The 16,783-nt window shown below is 51.8% G+C and carries 17 protein-coding genes; 5 read left to right on the forward strand and 12 right to left on the reverse strand.

What is annotated here, in order from left to right; all coding sequences use genetic code 11:
* Positions 1–16: 16 nt before the first annotated feature.
* From BM318_RS07235 to BM318_RS07245, 3 genes are all read right to left on the reverse strand, one after another.
* Positions 17–748, reverse strand: a complete 732-nt coding sequence (locus tag BM318_RS07235) for an MIP/aquaporin family protein (RefSeq protein WP_092981841.1) — start codon at positions 746–748, stop codon at positions 17–19.
* 30 nt (positions 749–778) lie between these two features.
* Positions 779–2,275, reverse strand: coding sequence for a glycerol kinase GlpK (glpK, locus tag BM318_RS07240; RefSeq protein WP_092981842.1), 1,497 nt, complete (start codon positions 2,273–2,275; stop codon positions 779–781).
* A 77-nt stretch (positions 2,276–2,352) separates the two neighbouring features.
* The gene (locus tag BM318_RS07245) at positions 2,353–2,835 is read right to left on the reverse strand and encodes a TspO/MBR family protein (RefSeq protein ID WP_092981843.1); all 483 of its coding nucleotides are present in this window, start codon (positions 2,833–2,835) and stop codon (positions 2,353–2,355) included.
* A 70-nt stretch (positions 2,836–2,905) separates the two neighbouring features.
* On the opposite strand from BM318_RS07245, the gene BM318_RS07250 reads away from it, so the two are divergent.
* The 5 genes from BM318_RS07250 (at position 2,906) to BM318_RS07270 (ending at position 7,863) form a co-directional block, all read left to right on the forward strand.
* On the forward strand, positions 2,906–4,024 hold the full coding sequence (locus BM318_RS07250; protein ID WP_092982112.1) for a diphosphomevalonate decarboxylase: 1,119 nt from the start codon (positions 2,906–2,908) through the stop codon (positions 4,022–4,024).
* Positions 4,025–4,093: 69 nt separating this feature from the next.
* Entirely contained in the window at positions 4,094–5,032 is a 939-nt protein-coding gene (locus BM318_RS07255) for a mevalonate kinase family protein (RefSeq protein WP_092981844.1), read from the forward strand.
* Positions 5,033–5,043: 11 nt separating this feature from the next.
* Positions 5,044–5,949: a geranylgeranylglycerol-phosphate geranylgeranyltransferase gene (locus BM318_RS07260; protein WP_092981845.1), complete on the forward strand. Its 906-nt coding sequence runs from the start codon at positions 5,044–5,046 to the stop codon at positions 5,947–5,949.
* A 27-nt stretch (positions 5,950–5,976) separates the two neighbouring features.
* Positions 5,977–6,948, forward strand: a complete 972-nt coding sequence (locus tag BM318_RS07265; RefSeq protein ID WP_245759764.1) for a carbon-nitrogen hydrolase family protein — start codon at positions 5,977–5,979, stop codon at positions 6,946–6,948.
* Between the two features lie 18 nt (positions 6,949–6,966).
* On the forward strand, positions 6,967–7,863 hold the full coding sequence (locus BM318_RS07270; RefSeq protein WP_092981847.1) for a pseudouridine synthase: 897 nt from the start codon (positions 6,967–6,969) through the stop codon (positions 7,861–7,863).
* Positions 7,864–7,888: 25 nt separating this feature from the next.
* Here BM318_RS07270 and argH read toward each other — a convergent pair whose 3' ends face one another.
* The 9 genes from argH to BM318_RS07315 are packed head-to-tail and all read right to left on the reverse strand — an operon-like array spanning position 7,889 to position 16,772.
* Complete coding sequence (gene argH / locus BM318_RS07275) at positions 7,889–9,175, reverse strand: argininosuccinate lyase (protein ID WP_092981848.1); 1,287 nt, start codon at positions 9,173–9,175, stop codon at positions 7,889–7,891.
* 4 nt (positions 9,176–9,179) lie between these two features.
* On the reverse strand, positions 9,180–10,247 hold the full coding sequence (locus BM318_RS07280; RefSeq protein WP_092981849.1) for a M20 family metallo-hydrolase: 1,068 nt from the start codon (positions 10,245–10,247) through the stop codon (positions 9,180–9,182).
* Between the two features lie 26 nt (positions 10,248–10,273).
* Positions 10,274–11,056 carry an acetylglutamate kinase gene (gene argB, locus BM318_RS07285; RefSeq protein WP_092981850.1) on the reverse strand — a complete coding sequence of 261 codons (783 nt, stop codon included), beginning with the start codon at positions 11,054–11,056 and terminating at the stop codon, positions 10,274–10,276.
* A 12-nt stretch (positions 11,057–11,068) separates the two neighbouring features.
* Complete coding sequence (locus tag BM318_RS07290; RefSeq protein ID WP_092981851.1) at positions 11,069–12,037, reverse strand: Rossmann-fold NAD(P)-binding domain-containing protein; 969 nt, start codon at positions 12,035–12,037, stop codon at positions 11,069–11,071.
* Between the two features lie 33 nt (positions 12,038–12,070).
* Positions 12,071–13,198 carry an aspartate aminotransferase family protein gene (locus tag BM318_RS07295; protein WP_092981852.1) on the reverse strand — a complete coding sequence of 376 codons (1,128 nt, stop codon included), beginning with the start codon at positions 13,196–13,198 and terminating at the stop codon, positions 12,071–12,073.
* 2 nt (positions 13,199–13,200) lie between these two features.
* Positions 13,201–13,995 carry a pyrroline-5-carboxylate reductase gene (gene proC, locus BM318_RS07300; RefSeq protein WP_092981853.1) on the reverse strand — a complete coding sequence of 265 codons (795 nt, stop codon included), beginning with the start codon at positions 13,993–13,995 and terminating at the stop codon, positions 13,201–13,203.
* Positions 13,996–14,005: 10 nt separating this feature from the next.
* Positions 14,006–14,980, reverse strand: a complete 975-nt coding sequence (gene argC / locus BM318_RS07305) for an N-acetyl-gamma-glutamyl-phosphate reductase (protein WP_092981854.1) — start codon at positions 14,978–14,980, stop codon at positions 14,006–14,008.
* Complete coding sequence (argG, locus tag BM318_RS07310; RefSeq protein WP_092981855.1) at positions 14,977–16,161, reverse strand: argininosuccinate synthase; 1,185 nt, start codon at positions 16,159–16,161, stop codon at positions 14,977–14,979. The genes argC and argG overlap by 4 nt, the downstream gene beginning before the upstream one ends.
* Positions 16,158–16,772, reverse strand: a complete 615-nt coding sequence (locus tag BM318_RS07315; RefSeq protein WP_092981856.1) for a GNAT family N-acetyltransferase — start codon at positions 16,770–16,772, stop codon at positions 16,158–16,160. Before BM318_RS07315 ends, argG begins: the two co-directional genes overlap by 4 nt.
* Between the last annotated feature and the right edge of the window lie 11 nt (positions 16,773–16,783).

Raw genomic sequence — 16,783 nt, forward strand, 5'->3', positions numbered from 1 at the left:
CAGTAAGCCCCAATAATTACCCCAGGACCAAATAAAGGCCGGCAGCCACAAGGGCTCCGAGTACAGGTCCTGCTATAGGCACCCAACTGTAGCCCCAACCACTTGCTCCCTTCCCGCTTATGGGGACCAGCGCATGGATGATCCTCGGACCGAGGTCGCGGGCGGGATTGATCGCATATCCGGTTGTACCGCCCAGTGATAATCCAATCCCCCAGACCAAAAGGGCAACAGGTAAAGCCCCGAGTGATCCCAGGCCAATAGTGGTTTCTGGCTCGGTTAAGGTGGCGTCGGTAAAATACAGCACGGTAAATACCAAGACAAAGGTTCCGATCGCTTCACTCAATATGTTGAGCCCTCGATTGGCAATAGCAGGTCCGGTGCTGAATACCCCGAGCTGTGCTCCCGGATCTGCGGTTTGGTTAAAATGGTCCCTGTGGGTAAGCCAGACAAAGAACGCGCCGAGCATGGCCCCCAATACTTGGGCCAGGACATAGGCGGGTACCTCTGCCCAGGGGAACTCCCCGGCCGCGGCCAGGCCAATACTCACTGCGGGATTGATGTGCGCTCCGCTATATGGCCCGGCAATAGCGACGGCCGAAAAAACGGCAAAGGCCCATCCTGTAGTAATCACAATCCAACCACTTCCATGGCCGTAAGTCTTCTCCAGGGTAACATTTGCGTTTACCCCACATCCCAAAAGGATAAGGATAAAAGTTCCGATAAACTCTGCAACAAAGGTTGACGTCATTGGGTTTTCTGTTTATGGTTGATGGAATATTTACGCGTCTGCAGCCCAGGCTTCTACTGCCCTTACGGCCCGGTACCATCCCTGAATTCCTTTTTCGATTTGCTCTCGTTCGGGGTTGGGATTGAATTTTTTATCGGTTTGCCAAAGCCCTGCGATTTCCTCCTCACTATTCCAAAAGCCAACGGCTAGGCCAGCCAGGAATGCGGCACCCATAACTGTTGTTTCCACGATTTTCGGACGGACTGTGGTCGTATTCAGAACGTCGGCCTGAAATTGCATCATCAGATTGTTCACAGTTGCCCCACCATCGACGCGAAGTTCACCAACCGGGATCCCGGAATCTGCCTCCATGGCCCCCAGGATATCTTTAGTCTGATAAGCGATGGATTCGAGCGCTGCCCGCGCCAGATGGGCATCGGTAGTACCCCGGGTGAGCCCGAAAATACTTCCCCGTGCTTGCTGGTTCCAGTGTGGAGCGCCCAGTCCTGCAAATGCCGGTACCAGGTAAACCCCGTCGGTATCGGCAACCTGAGTTGCCAGGGTTTCGACATCCGAAGAATTTTCGATCAGTTTAAGTCCGTCTCGTAGCCATTGGACAACGGCTCCCGCAATGAAAATGCTGCCTTCCAGGACGTAGGTGGTTTGGCCCTTAATCCTCCAGCCAATAGAGGTGAGTAGATTGTGTTGGCTCACTATGGGTTCCTGACCGATATTCATCAGCATAAAGCAACCGGTACCGTAGGTATTCTTGACCATGCCCTTTTCTGTACACATCTGTCCGAAAAGCGCAGCTTGTTGGTCCCCGGCGATTCCGGCAATGGGAATCGGGGCCCCGAGGAAATCGGCCAGGGTATCTCCGTAAATTTCACTGGAATCTTTTACCTCTGGCAGCAAGCTTTCGGGCACATCCAATATTTCGAGTAATTCGGTATCCCATTGCTGATCCACGATATTAAAGAAAAGTGTTCTGCAGGCATTGGTGGCATCGGTAATGTGGAGTTTTCCTCCTGTCATCTTCCAGATCAGCCAGGTGTCAATGGTCCCCATAAGTAATTCCCCAGCAGCCGCGCGTTCACGTACCCCGTCTACATTGTCGAGGATCCATTTTACCTTGGTTCCCGAAAAATAAGCGTCGATTACCAGGCCGGTTTTTTCCCGCACCTTAGGCTGAAGCCCCCTTTTTTTGAGTTCCTCGCAATAGGCGGCGGTTCGCTTGTCCTGCCACACAATGGCGTGGTAAACGGGTTCCCCGGAATGCTTATCCCAGACTACTACAGTTTCCCGTTGGTTTGTAATGCCAATACCCTTGATTTGGGAAGCCTCAATGCTGGCATTTTCGAGGGCCTTCCGCGCCATATCCCGTTGTACCTCCCAGATTTCCTCAGCATCGTGTTCTACCCAGCCGGCCTGGGGGAAATGTTGTTTGAATTCTTTTTGCGCAGATGCAATTATAGCACCCTTATGATCAAAGATTAACGCTCTGCAACTCGTGGTGCCCTGATCGAGGGCCAGGATATAGTGTTCCATAAAATCAAAGTATCCCCTAAAAATAGCAGAATTTATGGAAAAGTTAGCAGGGCAGTGGGTGCCCGAGTTCCCCAGCGCTAATTCAAGAGAACAATAGCGAGATTCAAGGCGCTGGCAAATGCGACCCAGGCCAGATACGGAGCCAATAGCCAGGCGGCAGTTTTATTGACAACCCGGAACTGGCGTATGGTTACGATTATCATTATCGCCAACAGTACAATAATTACCAGAGCCCAGACCGGGCTTCGAAGTCCGAAAAAAACGATGCTCCAACTCCCATTGAGTAACAATTGTATGCCAAAAGCGTAAAGTGCGGACTTGACCCAAAGGTGGTGGAACCCACGACTCCAGATCAGGCCGGCGGCCCATCCCATCATCACGTACAACAAGGTCCAAACCGGGCCAAATAACCAGTTGGGCGGTGTAAAAAAGGGCTTATTCAGGGTGGTGTACCAACTGCTAACCGAGCTCGCTGTAGCCATCGCACCGAGGAAGCCTATCAACAGGCAAATAGTAATGGCCAGGATTATCCGTGTATAGGTCCTTTGTGCGGTTCGCATGGTTCAAAAGGTAATAAAATTTCGCTTGGGCCACCGCCACGAATCGCCCTATCTTTGCGGAAAAGAGCAGATGAACGACTCCGAATTCCACTTTCAGGGCAACCCCGATCTTTTGCCAGATTCCGGCAGCACTTCCTGGAGCGCTCCCAGTAATATTGCCCTGGTGAAGTATTGGGGGAAATATCCGGTGCAACTCCCTGCGAATCCCTCCCTGAGTTTTACCCTGGAAGCCTGTGCAACCCGGACAACTCTGGAATTCGAGAAAGTCTCCGAACACGCTTCATCGCTAGCAGATACAGACAAGCTAAAAGTTTTTCTCGACGGCCAGCCAGCTCCGGATTTTGAGCCCAAGATTTACAAATTCCTCGAGCGGATCAGCCCGTATATGCCCTTCGTCAATGGGCTTAAATTGCGCTTGAATACGGGGAATACCTTTCCCCATAGTAGCGGAATTGCCTCTTCGGCCAGTGGGATGGCTGCTCTTTCCCTTTGCCTGCTCGAAATCGAAAAACAGCTGGATCCCCACATGGATTCCTTACGCTTTAGTAGAAAGGCTTCGTTTTTAGCACGCCTCGGATCCGGTTCGGCCTGTCGCAGTATCGAGGGCGGGCTGGTATTATGGGGAGCCGCGGAAGGTGTGCCTGGGAGCAGTGATTTGTATGGCATCACCTATCCCGGGGAAACCGATCCTGTATTTCAAACGTATCACGATACCATTCTGTTAGTGGATCGCGGGAAAAAAGAAGTAAGCAGTACGGCAGGCCATGGATTAATGGAAGGCCACCCCTTTGCACAGGCCAGATTCCAGCAGGCCCGGGAGAACATTTCCAGACTGGAGGATATTCTCAAGCGAGGGGATCTCAATGCATTTTGTGAATTGGTTGAGGTAGAGGCGTTAAGCCTGCATGCCCTGATGATGAGTGGCGAACCCTCATATCTTTTGATGAAACCCGGTACCCTGGCAGTGATTGAAAAGGTGCGCCGATTCCGGAAAGAAAGCGGACTACCCCTTTGCTTTACCCTCGATGCGGGAGCTAATGTCCATTTGTTGTATCCAGGGGCGCTATCGGCTAAAGTATACCCCTTTATCCAGCAGGAATTGCTGAGCTACGCCCAGGATGGGGCACATATCTGTGACCGTGTAGGGAAAGGAGCCCGGCCATTGACCCTGCACCGACGAAATAATTGAGTTAACACCTCGTTTAGAGGGTCGTATGCATAAGTTTTGTACTTTTGACTTGCAATTGGCATTGCCACTATGAAAGGACCGCTTTTTTACTCTAAAATCCTGTTATTCGGAGAATACGGGATTATCAAAGATTCCCGGGGTCTGTCCATTCCCTACAATTTCTTCAAAGGAGCCTTAAAGAAGGATACTGCGCCCAGTGAAGCGGCACAGCATTCCAACCAGAAGTTGCGCGATTTCGCAAACTACCTGGAGTCGGTGCAGGAGGAAATGGGAGATAAGGTCACCTTTAATCTGGAGCTTTTCAAAGCTGATCTCGAAGAAGGGATGTATTTTGACAGTTCCATCCCCCAGGGATACGGTGTGGGCAGCAGTGGCGCATTGGTTGCTGCGATCTACGACCGCTACGCCAATGAAAAAATCACGGTTCTTGAAAACCTTACACGGGACAAACTCTTAGACCTGAAGGAAATTTTCGGGAAAATGGAATCTTTCTTCCACGGGAAATCCTCTGGTCTGGACCCGCTGAACAGTTATTTGAGCCTCCCTATCCTGATCCATTCCAAAGATCATATTGAATCTACCAGCATTCCTTCCCAGAATCCGGGAGGTAAAGGTGCCGTATTCCTGCTGGACAGTGGAATTACCGGGGAAACAGCCCCAATGGTTCAGATCTTTATGGAGAAAATGAAGCAGGAGGGTTTCCGCAAAGTACTCAAGGATAAATTTATCCGGTATACCGACGCCTGCGTCGAGGATTTTGTAAGTGGAAATGTACATTCACTTCTGGGGAACATCAAACAACTCTCCCGGGTAGTCCTGAACCATTTTAAACCCATGATCCCTAAAGAATTCCACACACTCTGGAAGCAGGGAATTGAAACCAACGCGTATTACCTCAAGCTTTGTGGTTCAGGCGGAGGAGGTTATATCCTAGGATTTACAGAAGACCTGGACAAGGCCAGGGAATCCCTTAAGGGATACAATCTGGAGGTGGTCTACAACTTCTAGACCCCGCCATCATGCTCAGCCGTAAAAACCGACTTCGCATCCTGAGGCTGCTGAGCTTGATTTCAATTGTACGCGGATACAACATCCTGATCATTGTCCTGGCACAATACCTGGCGTCCATCTTTATTATGGCCCCGGACCTGCCTTTGGGGGCCGTTCTTTTTGACCCGAAACTGGCGGTACTGGTGCTTTGTACAGCCCTGGTAATAGCCGCGGGTTATATCATCAATAGTTTTTACGATTCGGAGAAAGACCTGATCAATAAGCCCCGCAAGTCCATGCTCGATCGCCTGGTTCCTCAGCGTTCAAAGATCTATGCTTACTTCGTCTTCAATTTCCTGGGGGTGCTGCTGGCGGCCTATGTCAGTTTCCGGGCTACGGTATTTTTTGCGGCCTATATTTTCGGGATTTGGGTCTATTCCCACCGCTTGAAAAAAATAGCTTTTGTCGGCAACCTCGCCTCGGCAATCCTCGCGATCACGCCTTTCTTTGCCATCTTCGTTTACTATAAGAACTTCGATACAGTCATCTTTGTCCATGCCATTTTCCTTTTTCTATTAATCCTTGCCAGGGAAATGATCAAGGACCTGGAAAACCTGGCCGGGGACCTGGCCCAGAACTATCGGACCGTAGCCGTGCGTTTCGGGGCCAAATTTTCAAAGCAATGCATTGTGGTGCTGGTAGCCCTGGCCATTGCCGATGCCCTCTTGTTGATTTTTAACTTTGAAGTAGGCCGTATGGATTTGTATTTTGCCGCGGCGATTCTGGCCTTGCTTTTCTTTATGGGACTCCTGTTGCGGGCACGGAACAAGGCCAATTATGTATGGCTGCACAACATCCTGAAATTCATCATTGTCTCCGGGGTATTCAGTATCTTACTCATTGATCTGGACCTGGTTCTGGATCGTTTTCAATAGTCCATGGGGAACGCTTCAAAAAACAACATGAAAGTATGTCTGGCCCAACTCACGCCAGTCTGGCTAAATCGGGACGCTACCCTGAAGCGGGCGATGGAGGCCATGGCCGAAGCAGCCGCTGAAGGTGCTGCCCTGATCGTTTTTCCGGAGGCATTCTGCCCCGGCTATCCTTTTTGGCTGGCCTATACGGAAGGAGCGTCCTGGGAAAAGCCGGTCAATAAGGAGTTACACGCCCACTACATGAAGGAGGCGGTGTGCCTGGAATCCGGTCATCTCAATGCGATTTGCGAACAAGCCAAATCCCTGAGACTTGCGGTCTATTTGGGTATCGTGGAACGCCCGTTGGACCGGGGGGGACACAGCCTCTATTGCAGCCTGGTCTATATCGATGAGCAGGGGACCATTGCCTCGGTCCATCGGAAGTTACAACCCACCTATGACGAACGTCTTTGCTGGGCTCCCGGAGATGGAAACGGACTGCAGGCGCATGACTTGAATGGCTTTCGCCTTGGCGGTTTGAATTGCTGGGAAAACTGGATGCCACTGGCCCGCGCTTCTTTATATGCGCTTGGAACCAATGTGCATATTGCGGTATGGCCCGGCAGCGATTACAACACGCGTGAGATTACCCGCTTTATCGCCCGGGAAAGCCGCTCTTATGTGCTGTCGGTTAGTTCCGTGATGGTTCGGGAAGACCTTCCCACGGAACTTCCTCATCGGAACCTGATAGTGGAAAAAGGCCCTGAAGCATATGCCAATGGCGGTTCTTGTGTGGCCGGACCCGATGCGGAATGGGTACTCGAACCCCAGATCGGTGTAGCTGGCCTGTTCTATGCGGAATTATCTCTGGATGCAGTATATCAGGAGCGCCAGAATTTTGATCCCAGTGGCCACTACAGTCGCCCCGATGTCACACGACTCCTGGTAAATCGCGAACGGCAGGGAATCGTTAATCCTGAAGGGATAAGTAATTCCGAAGGGGATACGTTTATTTCGTAGTTTTGCCGAAAATTCAGGATGGGTCGTTCAGAACAGAAGGGAAATCAAAAGAACTCCGGTAGTCGGGGAGGCAGCGGACGTCGCGCCTCCGGAAGGCAAGGTGGGAATTACCGCAAAAAGAGTTATGCCCGGGGGAATGCTCCCATTGGCAAGCCAGCCGGAAAATCCACGGGCCGGAGCCCTAAGAAAAGTGGGGGAGACTCAGACCTGATCCGCCTCAACCGGTTTATCGCCAATGCGGGTATTTGTTCGCGCCGCGAAGCGGATACCTTTATTGCGGCCGGTAACGTCTCGGTAAACGGAAAGGTGATCACCGAGATGGGCTACAAAGTAAAGCCCGGTGATGAGGTCCGGTTCGATGGCCGGTTACTGAAAAGCGAAAAGAAGGAATATATCCTCCTGAACAAGCCCAAGAATTTCATTACCACTACCCGGGACGAAAAAGGCCGCCGTACAGTTATGGAATTGATTTCCGGCGCAAGCAGGTCGCGTTTACTTCCGGTAGGACGTCTTGATCGAAATACTACGGGACTGTTGTTGTTTACCAATGATGGGGACCTGGCCAAAAAGCTGACACATCCCAGGCACGGCGTGCAGAAGATTTACCATGTAGAACTCGACAAAAGCTTCAAAGCAGCCGACATGGCAAAGATTGAAGCCGGATTGGAATTGGAGGACGGCCCGGTAACCGTAGACGAGATAAGCTATGTGGAAGGCAAAAGCAAACGGGAGGTAGGTCTTCGAATCCACAGTGGCCGTAACCGAATCGTCCGACGAATTTTTGAACATCTCGGCTATGAGGTGGTCCGCCTGGATCGGGTGGTCTTTGCCGGATTGACCAAAAAAGACTTACCGCGGGGACACTGGCGCAAACTAACAAATCAGGAGCTTAACCAACTTCAGATGATCTCCTGATTCAAAGCCGGGGCACTTATTTGATTTACCCCTTAAGGGCCTGTGTCATTTTGGCCCGGATTTCCTCCAAACAAAGATTACCGATACTGCCTTGATGCGTATGTTTGGCATCTGTTACCGGCTTATAGGTGCCGGCTGCAATGGCCTCGCCCATCTCCCGATAGGCATCGCGAAACGGCATGCCTTCCAATACGCGTTCATTCAGGGTGTCAACGCTGTACAGGTAGTCGTATTTAGGGTCTTTTAGAATGTCTATACGCACGCGAATTTCAGCTAAACTACTCGTTGCCATCTCGAGGCAGGACTTTAACTGTTCCACTGCAGGAAGTAATAATTCCTTGGTGAGTTGGAGATCGCGGTGATACCCACTGGTTAAATTGGTGGTCAGGAGGAATAATTGGTTGGGCAAACCTTGCAGGAGGTTACATTTTCCGCGGATTAGTTCGAATATATCCGGGTTCTTCTTATGGGGCATGATACTGCTCCCTGTAGTCAGGTGGTCCGGGAAACTTATAAAGTCAAAGTTCTGGCTCATGTACAGGCAAATATCCATGGCAAACTTACCCAGGGTAGCTGCTACCGAAGCCATGGCGGTTGCCGTGGTTCGCTCTACCTTCCCACGGCCCATTTGGGCAGCGACAACATTGTATTTTAAGGTTTCGAATCCGAGGGCTTTCGTGGTCATTTCACGATCGATCGGGAAGGAGCTGCCATAACCTGCGGCGCTCCCCAGAGGATTCTGATCGGCAACACGCTCTGCTGCGTTCAGGAGGAAAACATCGTCGATCAGGCTTTCGGCATAGGCCGAAAACCAGAGGCCAAAGGAGGAAGGCATAGCAACCTGCAAATGCGTATACCCGGGTAACGGTACCGATTGATGTTCCTCAGCCAGCGTCATCAGCCGATTGAAAAGCCCTTCCACCTGCCCGCGAATGCCACTGAGTTCCGCCTTGAGGTATAATTGTAAGGCTACCAGAATCTGATCGTTTCGGGATCGGGCGGTATGGATTTTTTTCCCGGTATCTCCAAGCCGCTCGGTGAGCAGGTATTCAATTCGGGAATGCATATCCTCGAAGTCCGAACCAATAGTGAATTTCCCGGCGGTTACTTCCTCGGCCATTTCATCCAGGGCCGTTATCAGCGATGTAGCTTCTTCCCCGGTGATGAGGCCTGCCTGCCCCAGCATTTGAGCATGTGCCCGGGAAGCCTGAATATCGTATTGGACCAAAAGTAAATCCAGTTCCCGGTCCTGACCAACTGTAAACTGGTCTGTTTTTGCATCGGCCCCCTGGCCTTTGTCCCAAAGTTTCATAGTGCTATCGTAGGAATTTCTCGAGGATTTGCACGTAAAGCGCTATTCCCTCTTCGATTTCATAAAGGTAAATAAATTCGTCCGCGGAATGGGAGCGTGTACTGTCTCCAGGCCCTAATTTCAGGGAGTCGCAACTCAAGGCAGCCTGGTCCGAAAGGGTAGGAGAACCATAGGTGCTCCTGCCCAGGGAAAGGCCGGCTTTCACCAGGGCATGATCGGCCGGGATGCTGGAGGAATTCAACCGGAGCGAACGCGGCTTAAGATCGCAGGGCGCTTCCTCCTGGAGGATCTCCGCTATTTCCGCATTGGAATAGCAATCGTTCACCCGCACATCGATTACCAGGTCTACCTTGGCAGGGACCACATTGTGCTGGCTTCCCCCTGCAATTTGGGTAACCGTAAGCTTTACCTCCCCAAGGACTTCGGAAACCTTTTCAAAGCGGTAGTTCTTAAACCACTCCAGCACCGGGATACAGTTATAGAGTGAATTATTGTCGTTAGGGTGTGCAGCGTGCGACGGCGTGCCGTGTACTTCCCCTTCGAAAATTACCAGGCCCTTTTCGGCTATGGCCAATTGCATTAGGGTGGGCTCCCCGACAATGGCCACATCGATGGGAGGCAATACGCTGAGCATGCTGTTCAACCCGTTTGGCCCGGAGTTCTCCTCTTCTGCAGAGGCAATAATGACAATATTGTGACTCAGGTCTTTTTGCGGATACCAATAGGCAAAAGTAGCCAGCAAACTAACCAGGCAGCCTCCGGCATCATTGCTCCCCAGGCCAAAGAGTTTTCCGTCTGCCACATCCGGCGAATAAGGATCCCGGGTGTAGGCCGAATTGGGCTTAACCGTATCGTGGTGGGAATTGAGCAGCAATAGAGGTTTGTCTTCCTGGTAATCCGCATTGAAGGCATAGATATTATGATCCCTTTGCTGATAGGGAATGCCTTCCGCTTCCAGCCAGGCAGCGATCAGGGAGGCGGTGCCCCCTTCTTCTCCCGAGAAGGATTGGGTGCGGATCAGGTCTTTCAGCAGCGATATCGCCCGTTCCGTGAGGTATTTAATGTCTTTCATAAGGCAGTTGTCTTGTAAAAGTTCCGCTATGCATGATGCAAACGGGTGTGTTCGTTTTCAGTTGATTTCAGGATGGCTGGGGCCCCCACGCGTACCACCCGGACCCCGCGCTTCATGGCGTCGAAACCGTTGTGCAATTTGGGGAGCATCCCGGTAGCGATAATTCCATCGGCGGCGAGTTGGGCACACTGTGTCGGATTGAGCTCGGTCAGCAAGCTGCCGGGATCATTCACATCGGTAAGCACCCCGGGTTTGTCAAAGCAATAGATCAATTCACAGTCGTAGGAAGCACTGAGGGAAACCGCTATTTCCGCTGCAATGGTATCGGCATTGGTGTTGAGCATCTGGCCAGCCCCATCGTGGGTGAGGGCACAGCAGACAGGGACCAGCCCCATTGCTACGAAGGCTTTGAGCCGGTCGTGATTCACCCCTTGAACATCGCCGACCCATCCGAAATCGATTGTGCCAACCGGACGTTTTACAGCACGGATAATATCGGCATCGGCCCCGCTAAGCCCGAGGGCCGGGCAGCCCAGTGCCTGTAATTTGGCCACCAGGGATTTGTTACCCCAACCGGCATATACCATGAGCGCAATTTCGAGGGTTTCGGCATCTGTGATTCGGCGGCCATCGACCATTTTAGGCGGAATCCCGAGCCGATTTCCCAATTCAGAAGCCCGCGCACCACCCCCGTGGATGAGTATTTTCGGGCCTTCCAGTTGGGTGAATGCCCGGCAAAATGCCTTAAGGCTTTCGTCTTGTTCCAGGAAAGCCCCGCCTATCTTAACTACCGTGAGTTTTTGATTCATCTCATTGTTGGTTTAGCGGAGCATATGGGACAGCGCCAGGCTTGCAGCCACCGTGCGATTTGCGGCCTGCTCCATAATCAGGGTTTGCGATCCGTCGAGCACGGCATCTTCCACAACAACATTGCGCCGGACGGGTAAGCAGTGCATGAAGCGGGCATGGCCCAACTTATCAGCGGTCATCATCCAGGAAGGATCCTCGGTCAGTACTTTCCCGTAGTCGCTATAGCTACTCCAGTTCTTGACATAGACAAAGTCGGCATCCTTCAGGGCGGCTTGCTGGTCGTAAGTGGGTTTTAGTTCTCCCATGGCCCAGGACGATAATTCATATCCCTTGGGGTGGGTAACCACCAATTCCACGGGCATTCGCCGGAATATCCGCAGGAAGGAATTCGGTACGGCATGTGGAAGGGCTCTTGGGTGCGGAGCCCAGCTCAACACCACTTTGGGAACCTTCCCACCAGAGGGGATTGCTTGCCCCGCTTGGCCGCTGGCAATCTGGAACTGATCCACCGTCAGGGCATCGGCCAGTGCCTGCAACGGATGCGCGGTTGCGCTCTCCATATTCAAAACCGGGATTCCGGAATGTTCCATAAACCCCTTGAGGACCCGCTCCTGCAAATCGATTTCCCGATCTTTCAGGCCGGGAAAGGCCCGGATTCCGATGAGGTCGGCGTATTGGGCTACTACTCCCGCCGCTTCCCGGATATGTTCGGCTGTCCCTCCATCCATGCGAACCCCATCTTCAAACTCCAGGTTCCATCCGTCAGAACCCACATTCATAACCATCACCTCCAGGCCCAGGTTGCGAGCCGCTTTCTGGGTACTGAGGCGGGTCCTGAGGCTGTTATTGAAAAATAACAGGCAAATCGTTTTCCCGGCACCCAGGTGTGAAAGGGAAATAGGGTCCTGAGCCAGGGCCCTACCGCGCTCCAGCCAATCCGGAAGGTCTGTTATATCGTCTGTGGTGAAATAGTGGTTCATATCTGGCTTATGTTTTTAAAAGCTTTGTTGCGGCTACCCCAACTCTTGCTGCAGGGCTTCAAATAAGAGGTCAAATTCGGCCGTTCCGATTCCCAGGGGCGGAAGTATTCGGAGGACCTTTTTATGCTTCGCACTTCCGGTAAATATGCGGTGCTCAAAAATCAGGCGTTTTCGTAAAGCGGCCACTTCAAAATCGAATTCCAGGCCGAGCATAAGCCCTTTACCCCGGATCTGGCGAATGCCGGGTAAGGCTGCAGCGCGCTCCCTGAAATACGCTTCCATACGGGCTGCATTTTCGATCAGTTTTTCTTTCTCGAGTGCCTCCAGGACACCCAGGGTAGCGGCACAGGCCAAATGATTTCCACCAAAGGTTGTCCCCAACATGCCGTGGGATGGCACAATTTCGGGGGCAATCAGTACCCCGCCAACCGGAAAGCCATTACCCATTCCTTTCGCCATACTGATGATCCCGGGTCGGGCATCGCTGTGCTGGAAGGCGAAAAATTTACCGCTGCGTCCAAATCCCGACTGTACTTCATCGGCGATTAGTACAGCTTCGTATTCCCGGCACAAACGGGAAGCGGCCGTATAGAATTCGGGAGTAGCCATATCCAGGCCACCAACTCCCTGGATTCCTTCGAGGATCACCGCGCAGACGTCCCCGGACTGAAGCGCTGCTTCGAGCTTGTCGATTTGGTTCAGGGGCAGGAAAGTTACCTTGTGCCCTGCGTTTAGCGGAGCTACAATTTTTGGATTGTCTGTGGCCGCAACGGCTGCAGAAGTGCGCCCGTGAAAACTGTTTTCAAAGGCGATTACCTGATCCTTTCCCGTATGGAAGGAGGCCAGTTTCAGGGCATTTTCATTTGCCTCGGCCCCGGAATTACACAGGAATAGCTGGTGCTCCGGGAGTCCGGCTTGCCGGCCCAATTCCCGGGAGAGTTCCTCCTGCAATGGATTCAGAACAGAATTGCTGTAAAAGGAGATGCGATCGAGCTGGTCTTTGATTCGGGCCACATAATCCGGGTGGCCGTGACCGATTGAGATTACGGCATGTCCGCCGTAGAGGTCAAGATACTTTTGGCCTTCGGCATCGGTAACCCAGCAGCCGCTGGCAGCAACCGGGCAGATATCGTAAAGGGGATAAACGTCGAACAGGGGCATGGTTAACCTTTTCTGATTTGTGATATTTTATCGTAAGACGAAACAATCCCACGGATCAATGAAGAACTCAGGCCCTGGTGCTCCATTTCGTTGAGTCCTTCAATGGTACATCCCATGGGCGTCGTTACCCGGTCAATTTCGGCTTCGGGATGGCTTCCTGAACGGATGAGTAGTTCTGAAGCGCCCCTGCAGGTATGCATGGCGAGTTTCTGAGCTTCCTCTGCGTCGAAACCAAGTTGAATGGCCCCCTGGGTAGTGGCCCGGATGAGTCGCATCCAAAAGGCAATTCCACTCGCACAGATTACGGTGGCTGCCTGCATGCGCGCCTCGGGAATAACCATGGAATGCCCCATTCGGTTAAAGATGGCCCCAGCCAGTTCCAGGCGTTTCTGCCCGGCGGTATTCGCACAGAGGCAGGTCATGGAATGCCCTACGGAGATAGCCGTATTGGGCATGGCTCGGATAATGTAACGGTCGCTGCCAATAAGTTGCTCGATCCGCTCAATGCTAAACCCGGTAATGGTCGAGATAATTACGTGATTATCGTGAAGCAAATCGGCAACCGATTCCAGGATTTGCTGGAAATGCCCAGGCTGGACGGCAAAGATCAGTATGTCCGAAGCGGCTACCGCAGCCCGGTTATCCGACCCAATATGGACGTTTCCGTATTCCTCAAAATGACTCAGGCTCGCTGTATTGCGGCGGGTTAAGTGCATGGTGGTGGCGCCTCCGCTATGCAGGATGCCTTCCGCTATTGAAAGGCCCAGATTTCCCGCTCCTATGATTGCTATTTTCATGGTGTTGTTCTTAAAATGCGCTTCCCTTGAGCTTCAGGCCGGTGGGTTGTTCCAGTCCGAAAATCAGATTCATATTTTCTACCGCCTGACCAGAAGCACCCTTCAGGAGGTTGTCGATTACCGAGGTAATGAGTAAGTACCCGTTATGCAGATGTAAATGCAGGTGGGCATAGTTGGTGTTCACCACTTGTTTCAGGTTTACAGGAGCTGTTGAAAGTGCGGTAAACGCTGCGGATTCATAGTATTTCTGGTAGCGTTCCTGAGCTTCCTCCAGGCTCCCGCTGAACGCCGTATAGGCGGTGGCAAAGATTCCCCTTGCGAAATTTCCACGGACCGGTAAAAACAGCAGCTCCCCGGTCTCGGGATCGAGTTGTTGTAAACTCTGATTGATCTCCCCCAGGTGTTGGTGGGTAAAGGGTTTATACCAGCTAACATTGTTATTACGCCAGCTAAAGTGGGTAGTGTCGGCAGGTGTTACACCGGCTCCGGTACTGCCCGTAACGGCGTTGATATGGATGGTTTGCTGCAGTTGGTTGCTTGCCGCAAGGGGAAGCAGAGCCAGTTGAATCGCTGTTGCAAAACATCCTGGATTCGCAATATACCGGGCCTGGGAAATGATCTCGCGCTGTAATTCAGGAAGACCATAGACAAACGTTTTCCCGTCCAGGGTGTTGGTTGCTGCGAGCCTGAAATCGTTGCTGAGATCAATGATCTTCGTTTCCTTTGAAAATTGATTTTTGGACAGGAAATCCCTGGAATTACCATGCCCTAAACAAAGGAATACGACGTCGATTTCGGGATCTATCTCGCCGGAGAATAGCATGTCGGTTTCCCCCAGCAAATCCGGGTGGGCACTATGCAGCGGTTTACCCGCTCTTGTGGTACTAAATACAAAGCCCAGGTCTGCCTCGGGATGATTTAAAATCAGGCGAATCAGTTCTCCACCGGTATATCCGGAACCTCCGATAATTCCAGCTTTTATCATTGGTTGTGAACTTGTTGGGCAATCCGGCCCGAGTTAGATAATATTTTGATAAATCCTTTGGCTTCTTCGGCACTCCACCCCTTATTCATTTCCCCGTAGCTGCCGAATTTCGAATCCATCAGGTCGTTTTTAGAACGGATTCCCTGGAGCTCAAAACGATAAGGCAAAAGCTTCACCAGTACCTCCCCGCTCACGTGGCGTTGGGAATCTGTCAGGAAGGCTTCAATATTCCGCATGACCTCGTCCAGGTACTGTCCTTCGTGCAACAACATGCCGTAGAAGCTGGCTTGTTGCTCTTTTTGAAATTGCTGCCACTTACTCAATGTATGTTTCTCCAGCAGGTGGTGTGCCTTGATGGTGATCAGGGCTGCCGCCGCTTCAAAACCAACCCGCCCTTTGATGCCGATAATGGTATCTCCTACGTGGATGTCACGTCCGATACCGTAGGGACCGGCGAGGGCCTCCAGTTTTTGGATATTGGCCACGGGGGAATCACTTTCGCCATTGAGGGAAACGAGTTCGCCCTGCTCAAAACCCAGAACAATCTCCTGGGGTTCCACCGCGTTGGCGGTGGTGGGATAGGCGTGTTCGGGCAGGGCTTTTTCGGACCCAAGGGTTTCCTCCCCGCCCACAGAAGTGCCCCATAAACCTTTATTGATCGAGTACTTGGCTTTTTCCCAGGCATATGGGATACCATTGGCCTGGAGGTATTCGATTTCCGCCTCTCGGGAAAGTTTTTTGTCCCGGATGGGGGTGATGATTTCGATATCGGGCGCCAGGGTTTGGAAGATCAGGTCAAAGCGTACCTGATCGTTCCCGGCTCCGGTGCTGCCATGGGCAATATGAGTGGCGCCAATGGATTTGGCATATGCGATGATCTCCAGGGCTTGTACGATACGCTCGGCGCTTACGGAGAGGGGGTAGGTATTGTTTCGCAGGACATTGCCGAAGATGAGATACTTAACCACTTTTTCATAGAAAGTGGAAACGGCGTCGATTGCCTTGTAGTCGGTTGCACCTAACTCCAGGGCCCGCGCCCGGATCCCTTCGAGTTCTTCGGTGTCAAATCCCCCGGTATTTACCGTTACGGCGTGAACTTCATAGCCTTCTTCTTTGGAGAGCCAGTGTGCGCAGTAGGAGGTATCCAGCCCACCACTGTAGGCCAAAACGAGTTTTTTCATGATTTTTTCTTTTTTAAGAAGAGCGATTCCTTGATGGATTTGAGCCGCTCAAAAGATTTTCGATCGATATTTTTATCCTGCTTTTTAGGATCCGAAGGGTCGTATAGCATGCCGGTACACAGACACATTTTACGCTCGGTCCGTGTGAGGATGTCGAAGTTCTTGCAGGTCTGGCAACCTTTCCAGAATTCCGGGTCGTCGGTGAGTTCGGAAAAGGTTACGGGTTGATATCCCAGTTCGTAATTCATTTTCATTACGGCAAGCCCGGTGGTAATGCCGAATATTTTGGCGTCCGGGAACTTTTTCCGGCTCAAATCAAAAATGGACTTCTTGATTTTTTTGGCCAGTCCCTGTTTACGGTAGTCCGGATGCACGATCAGGCCGGAGTTGGCCACGTATTTCTGGTGCCCCCAGACTTCGATATAGCAGAACCCGGCAAAGCGGTCCCCATCCAGGGCAATAACCCCATTGCCATTTTGGATCCGCTTAATGATGTATTCCGGGGTGCGTTTGGCAATTCCGGTTCCGCGAACTTTGGCCGATTCCGCCAGGGTATCGCAAATAACCTGGGCGTACTTAATATGTGATGCATCAGCAATTAGAATGTCCATTGCCTATACTG

The organism is Robiginitalea myxolifaciens (genome assembly GCF_900115205.1).
GTDB classification, from domain to species: Bacteria; Bacteroidota; Bacteroidia; order Flavobacteriales; family Flavobacteriaceae; genus Robiginitalea; species Robiginitalea myxolifaciens.

Coding starts and splice junctions, on each gene's coding strand:
- BM318_RS07255 (WP_092981844.1), top strand. CDS start 4,094: ATGAAAGGACCGCTTTTTTACTCTAAAATCCTGTTATTCGGAGAATAC.
- BM318_RS07265 (WP_245759764.1), top strand. CDS start 5,977: ATGAAAGTATGTCTGGCCCAACTCACGCCAGTCTGGCTAAATCGGGAC.
- glpK (WP_092981842.1), bottom strand. CDS start 2,275: ATGGAACACTATATCCTGGCCCTCGATCAGGGCACCACGAGTTGCAGA.
- BM318_RS07235 (WP_092981841.1), bottom strand. CDS start 748: ATGACGTCAACCTTTGTTGCAGAGTTTATCGGAACTTTTATCCTTATC.
- BM318_RS07245 (WP_092981843.1), bottom strand. CDS start 2,835: ATGCGAACCGCACAAAGGACCTATACACGGATAATCCTGGCCATTACT.
- BM318_RS07295 (WP_092981852.1), bottom strand. CDS start 13,198: ATGCCCCTGTTCGACGTTTATCCCCTTTACGATATCTGCCCGGTTGCT.
- BM318_RS07290 (WP_092981851.1), bottom strand. CDS start 12,037: ATGAACCACTATTTCACCACAGACGATATAACAGACCTTCCGGATTGG.
- argC (WP_092981854.1), bottom strand. CDS start 14,980: ATGATAAAAGCTGGAATTATCGGAGGTTCCGGATATACCGGTGGAGAA.
- BM318_RS07260 (WP_092981845.1), top strand. CDS start 5,044: ATGCTCAGCCGTAAAAACCGACTTCGCATCCTGAGGCTGCTGAGCTTG.
- argB (WP_092981850.1), bottom strand. CDS start 11,056: ATGAATCAAAAACTCACGGTAGTTAAGATAGGCGGGGCTTTCCTGGAA.
- BM318_RS07280 (WP_092981849.1), bottom strand. CDS start 10,247: ATGAAAGACATTAAATACCTCACGGAACGGGCGATATCGCTGCTGAAA.
- argH (WP_092981848.1), bottom strand. CDS start 9,175: ATGAAACTTTGGGACAAAGGCCAGGGGGCCGATGCAAAAACAGACCAG.
- argG (WP_092981855.1), bottom strand. CDS start 16,161: ATGAAAAAACTCGTTTTGGCCTACAGTGGTGGGCTGGATACCTCCTAC.
- proC (WP_092981853.1), bottom strand. CDS start 13,995: ATGAAAATAGCAATCATAGGAGCGGGAAATCTGGGCCTTTCAATAGCG.
- BM318_RS07250 (WP_092982112.1), top strand. CDS start 2,906: ATGAACGACTCCGAATTCCACTTTCAGGGCAACCCCGATCTTTTGCCA.
- BM318_RS07270 (WP_092981847.1), top strand. CDS start 6,967: ATGGGTCGTTCAGAACAGAAGGGAAATCAAAAGAACTCCGGTAGTCGG.
- BM318_RS07315 (WP_092981856.1), bottom strand. CDS start 16,772: ATGGACATTCTAATTGCTGATGCATCACATATTAAGTACGCCCAGGTT.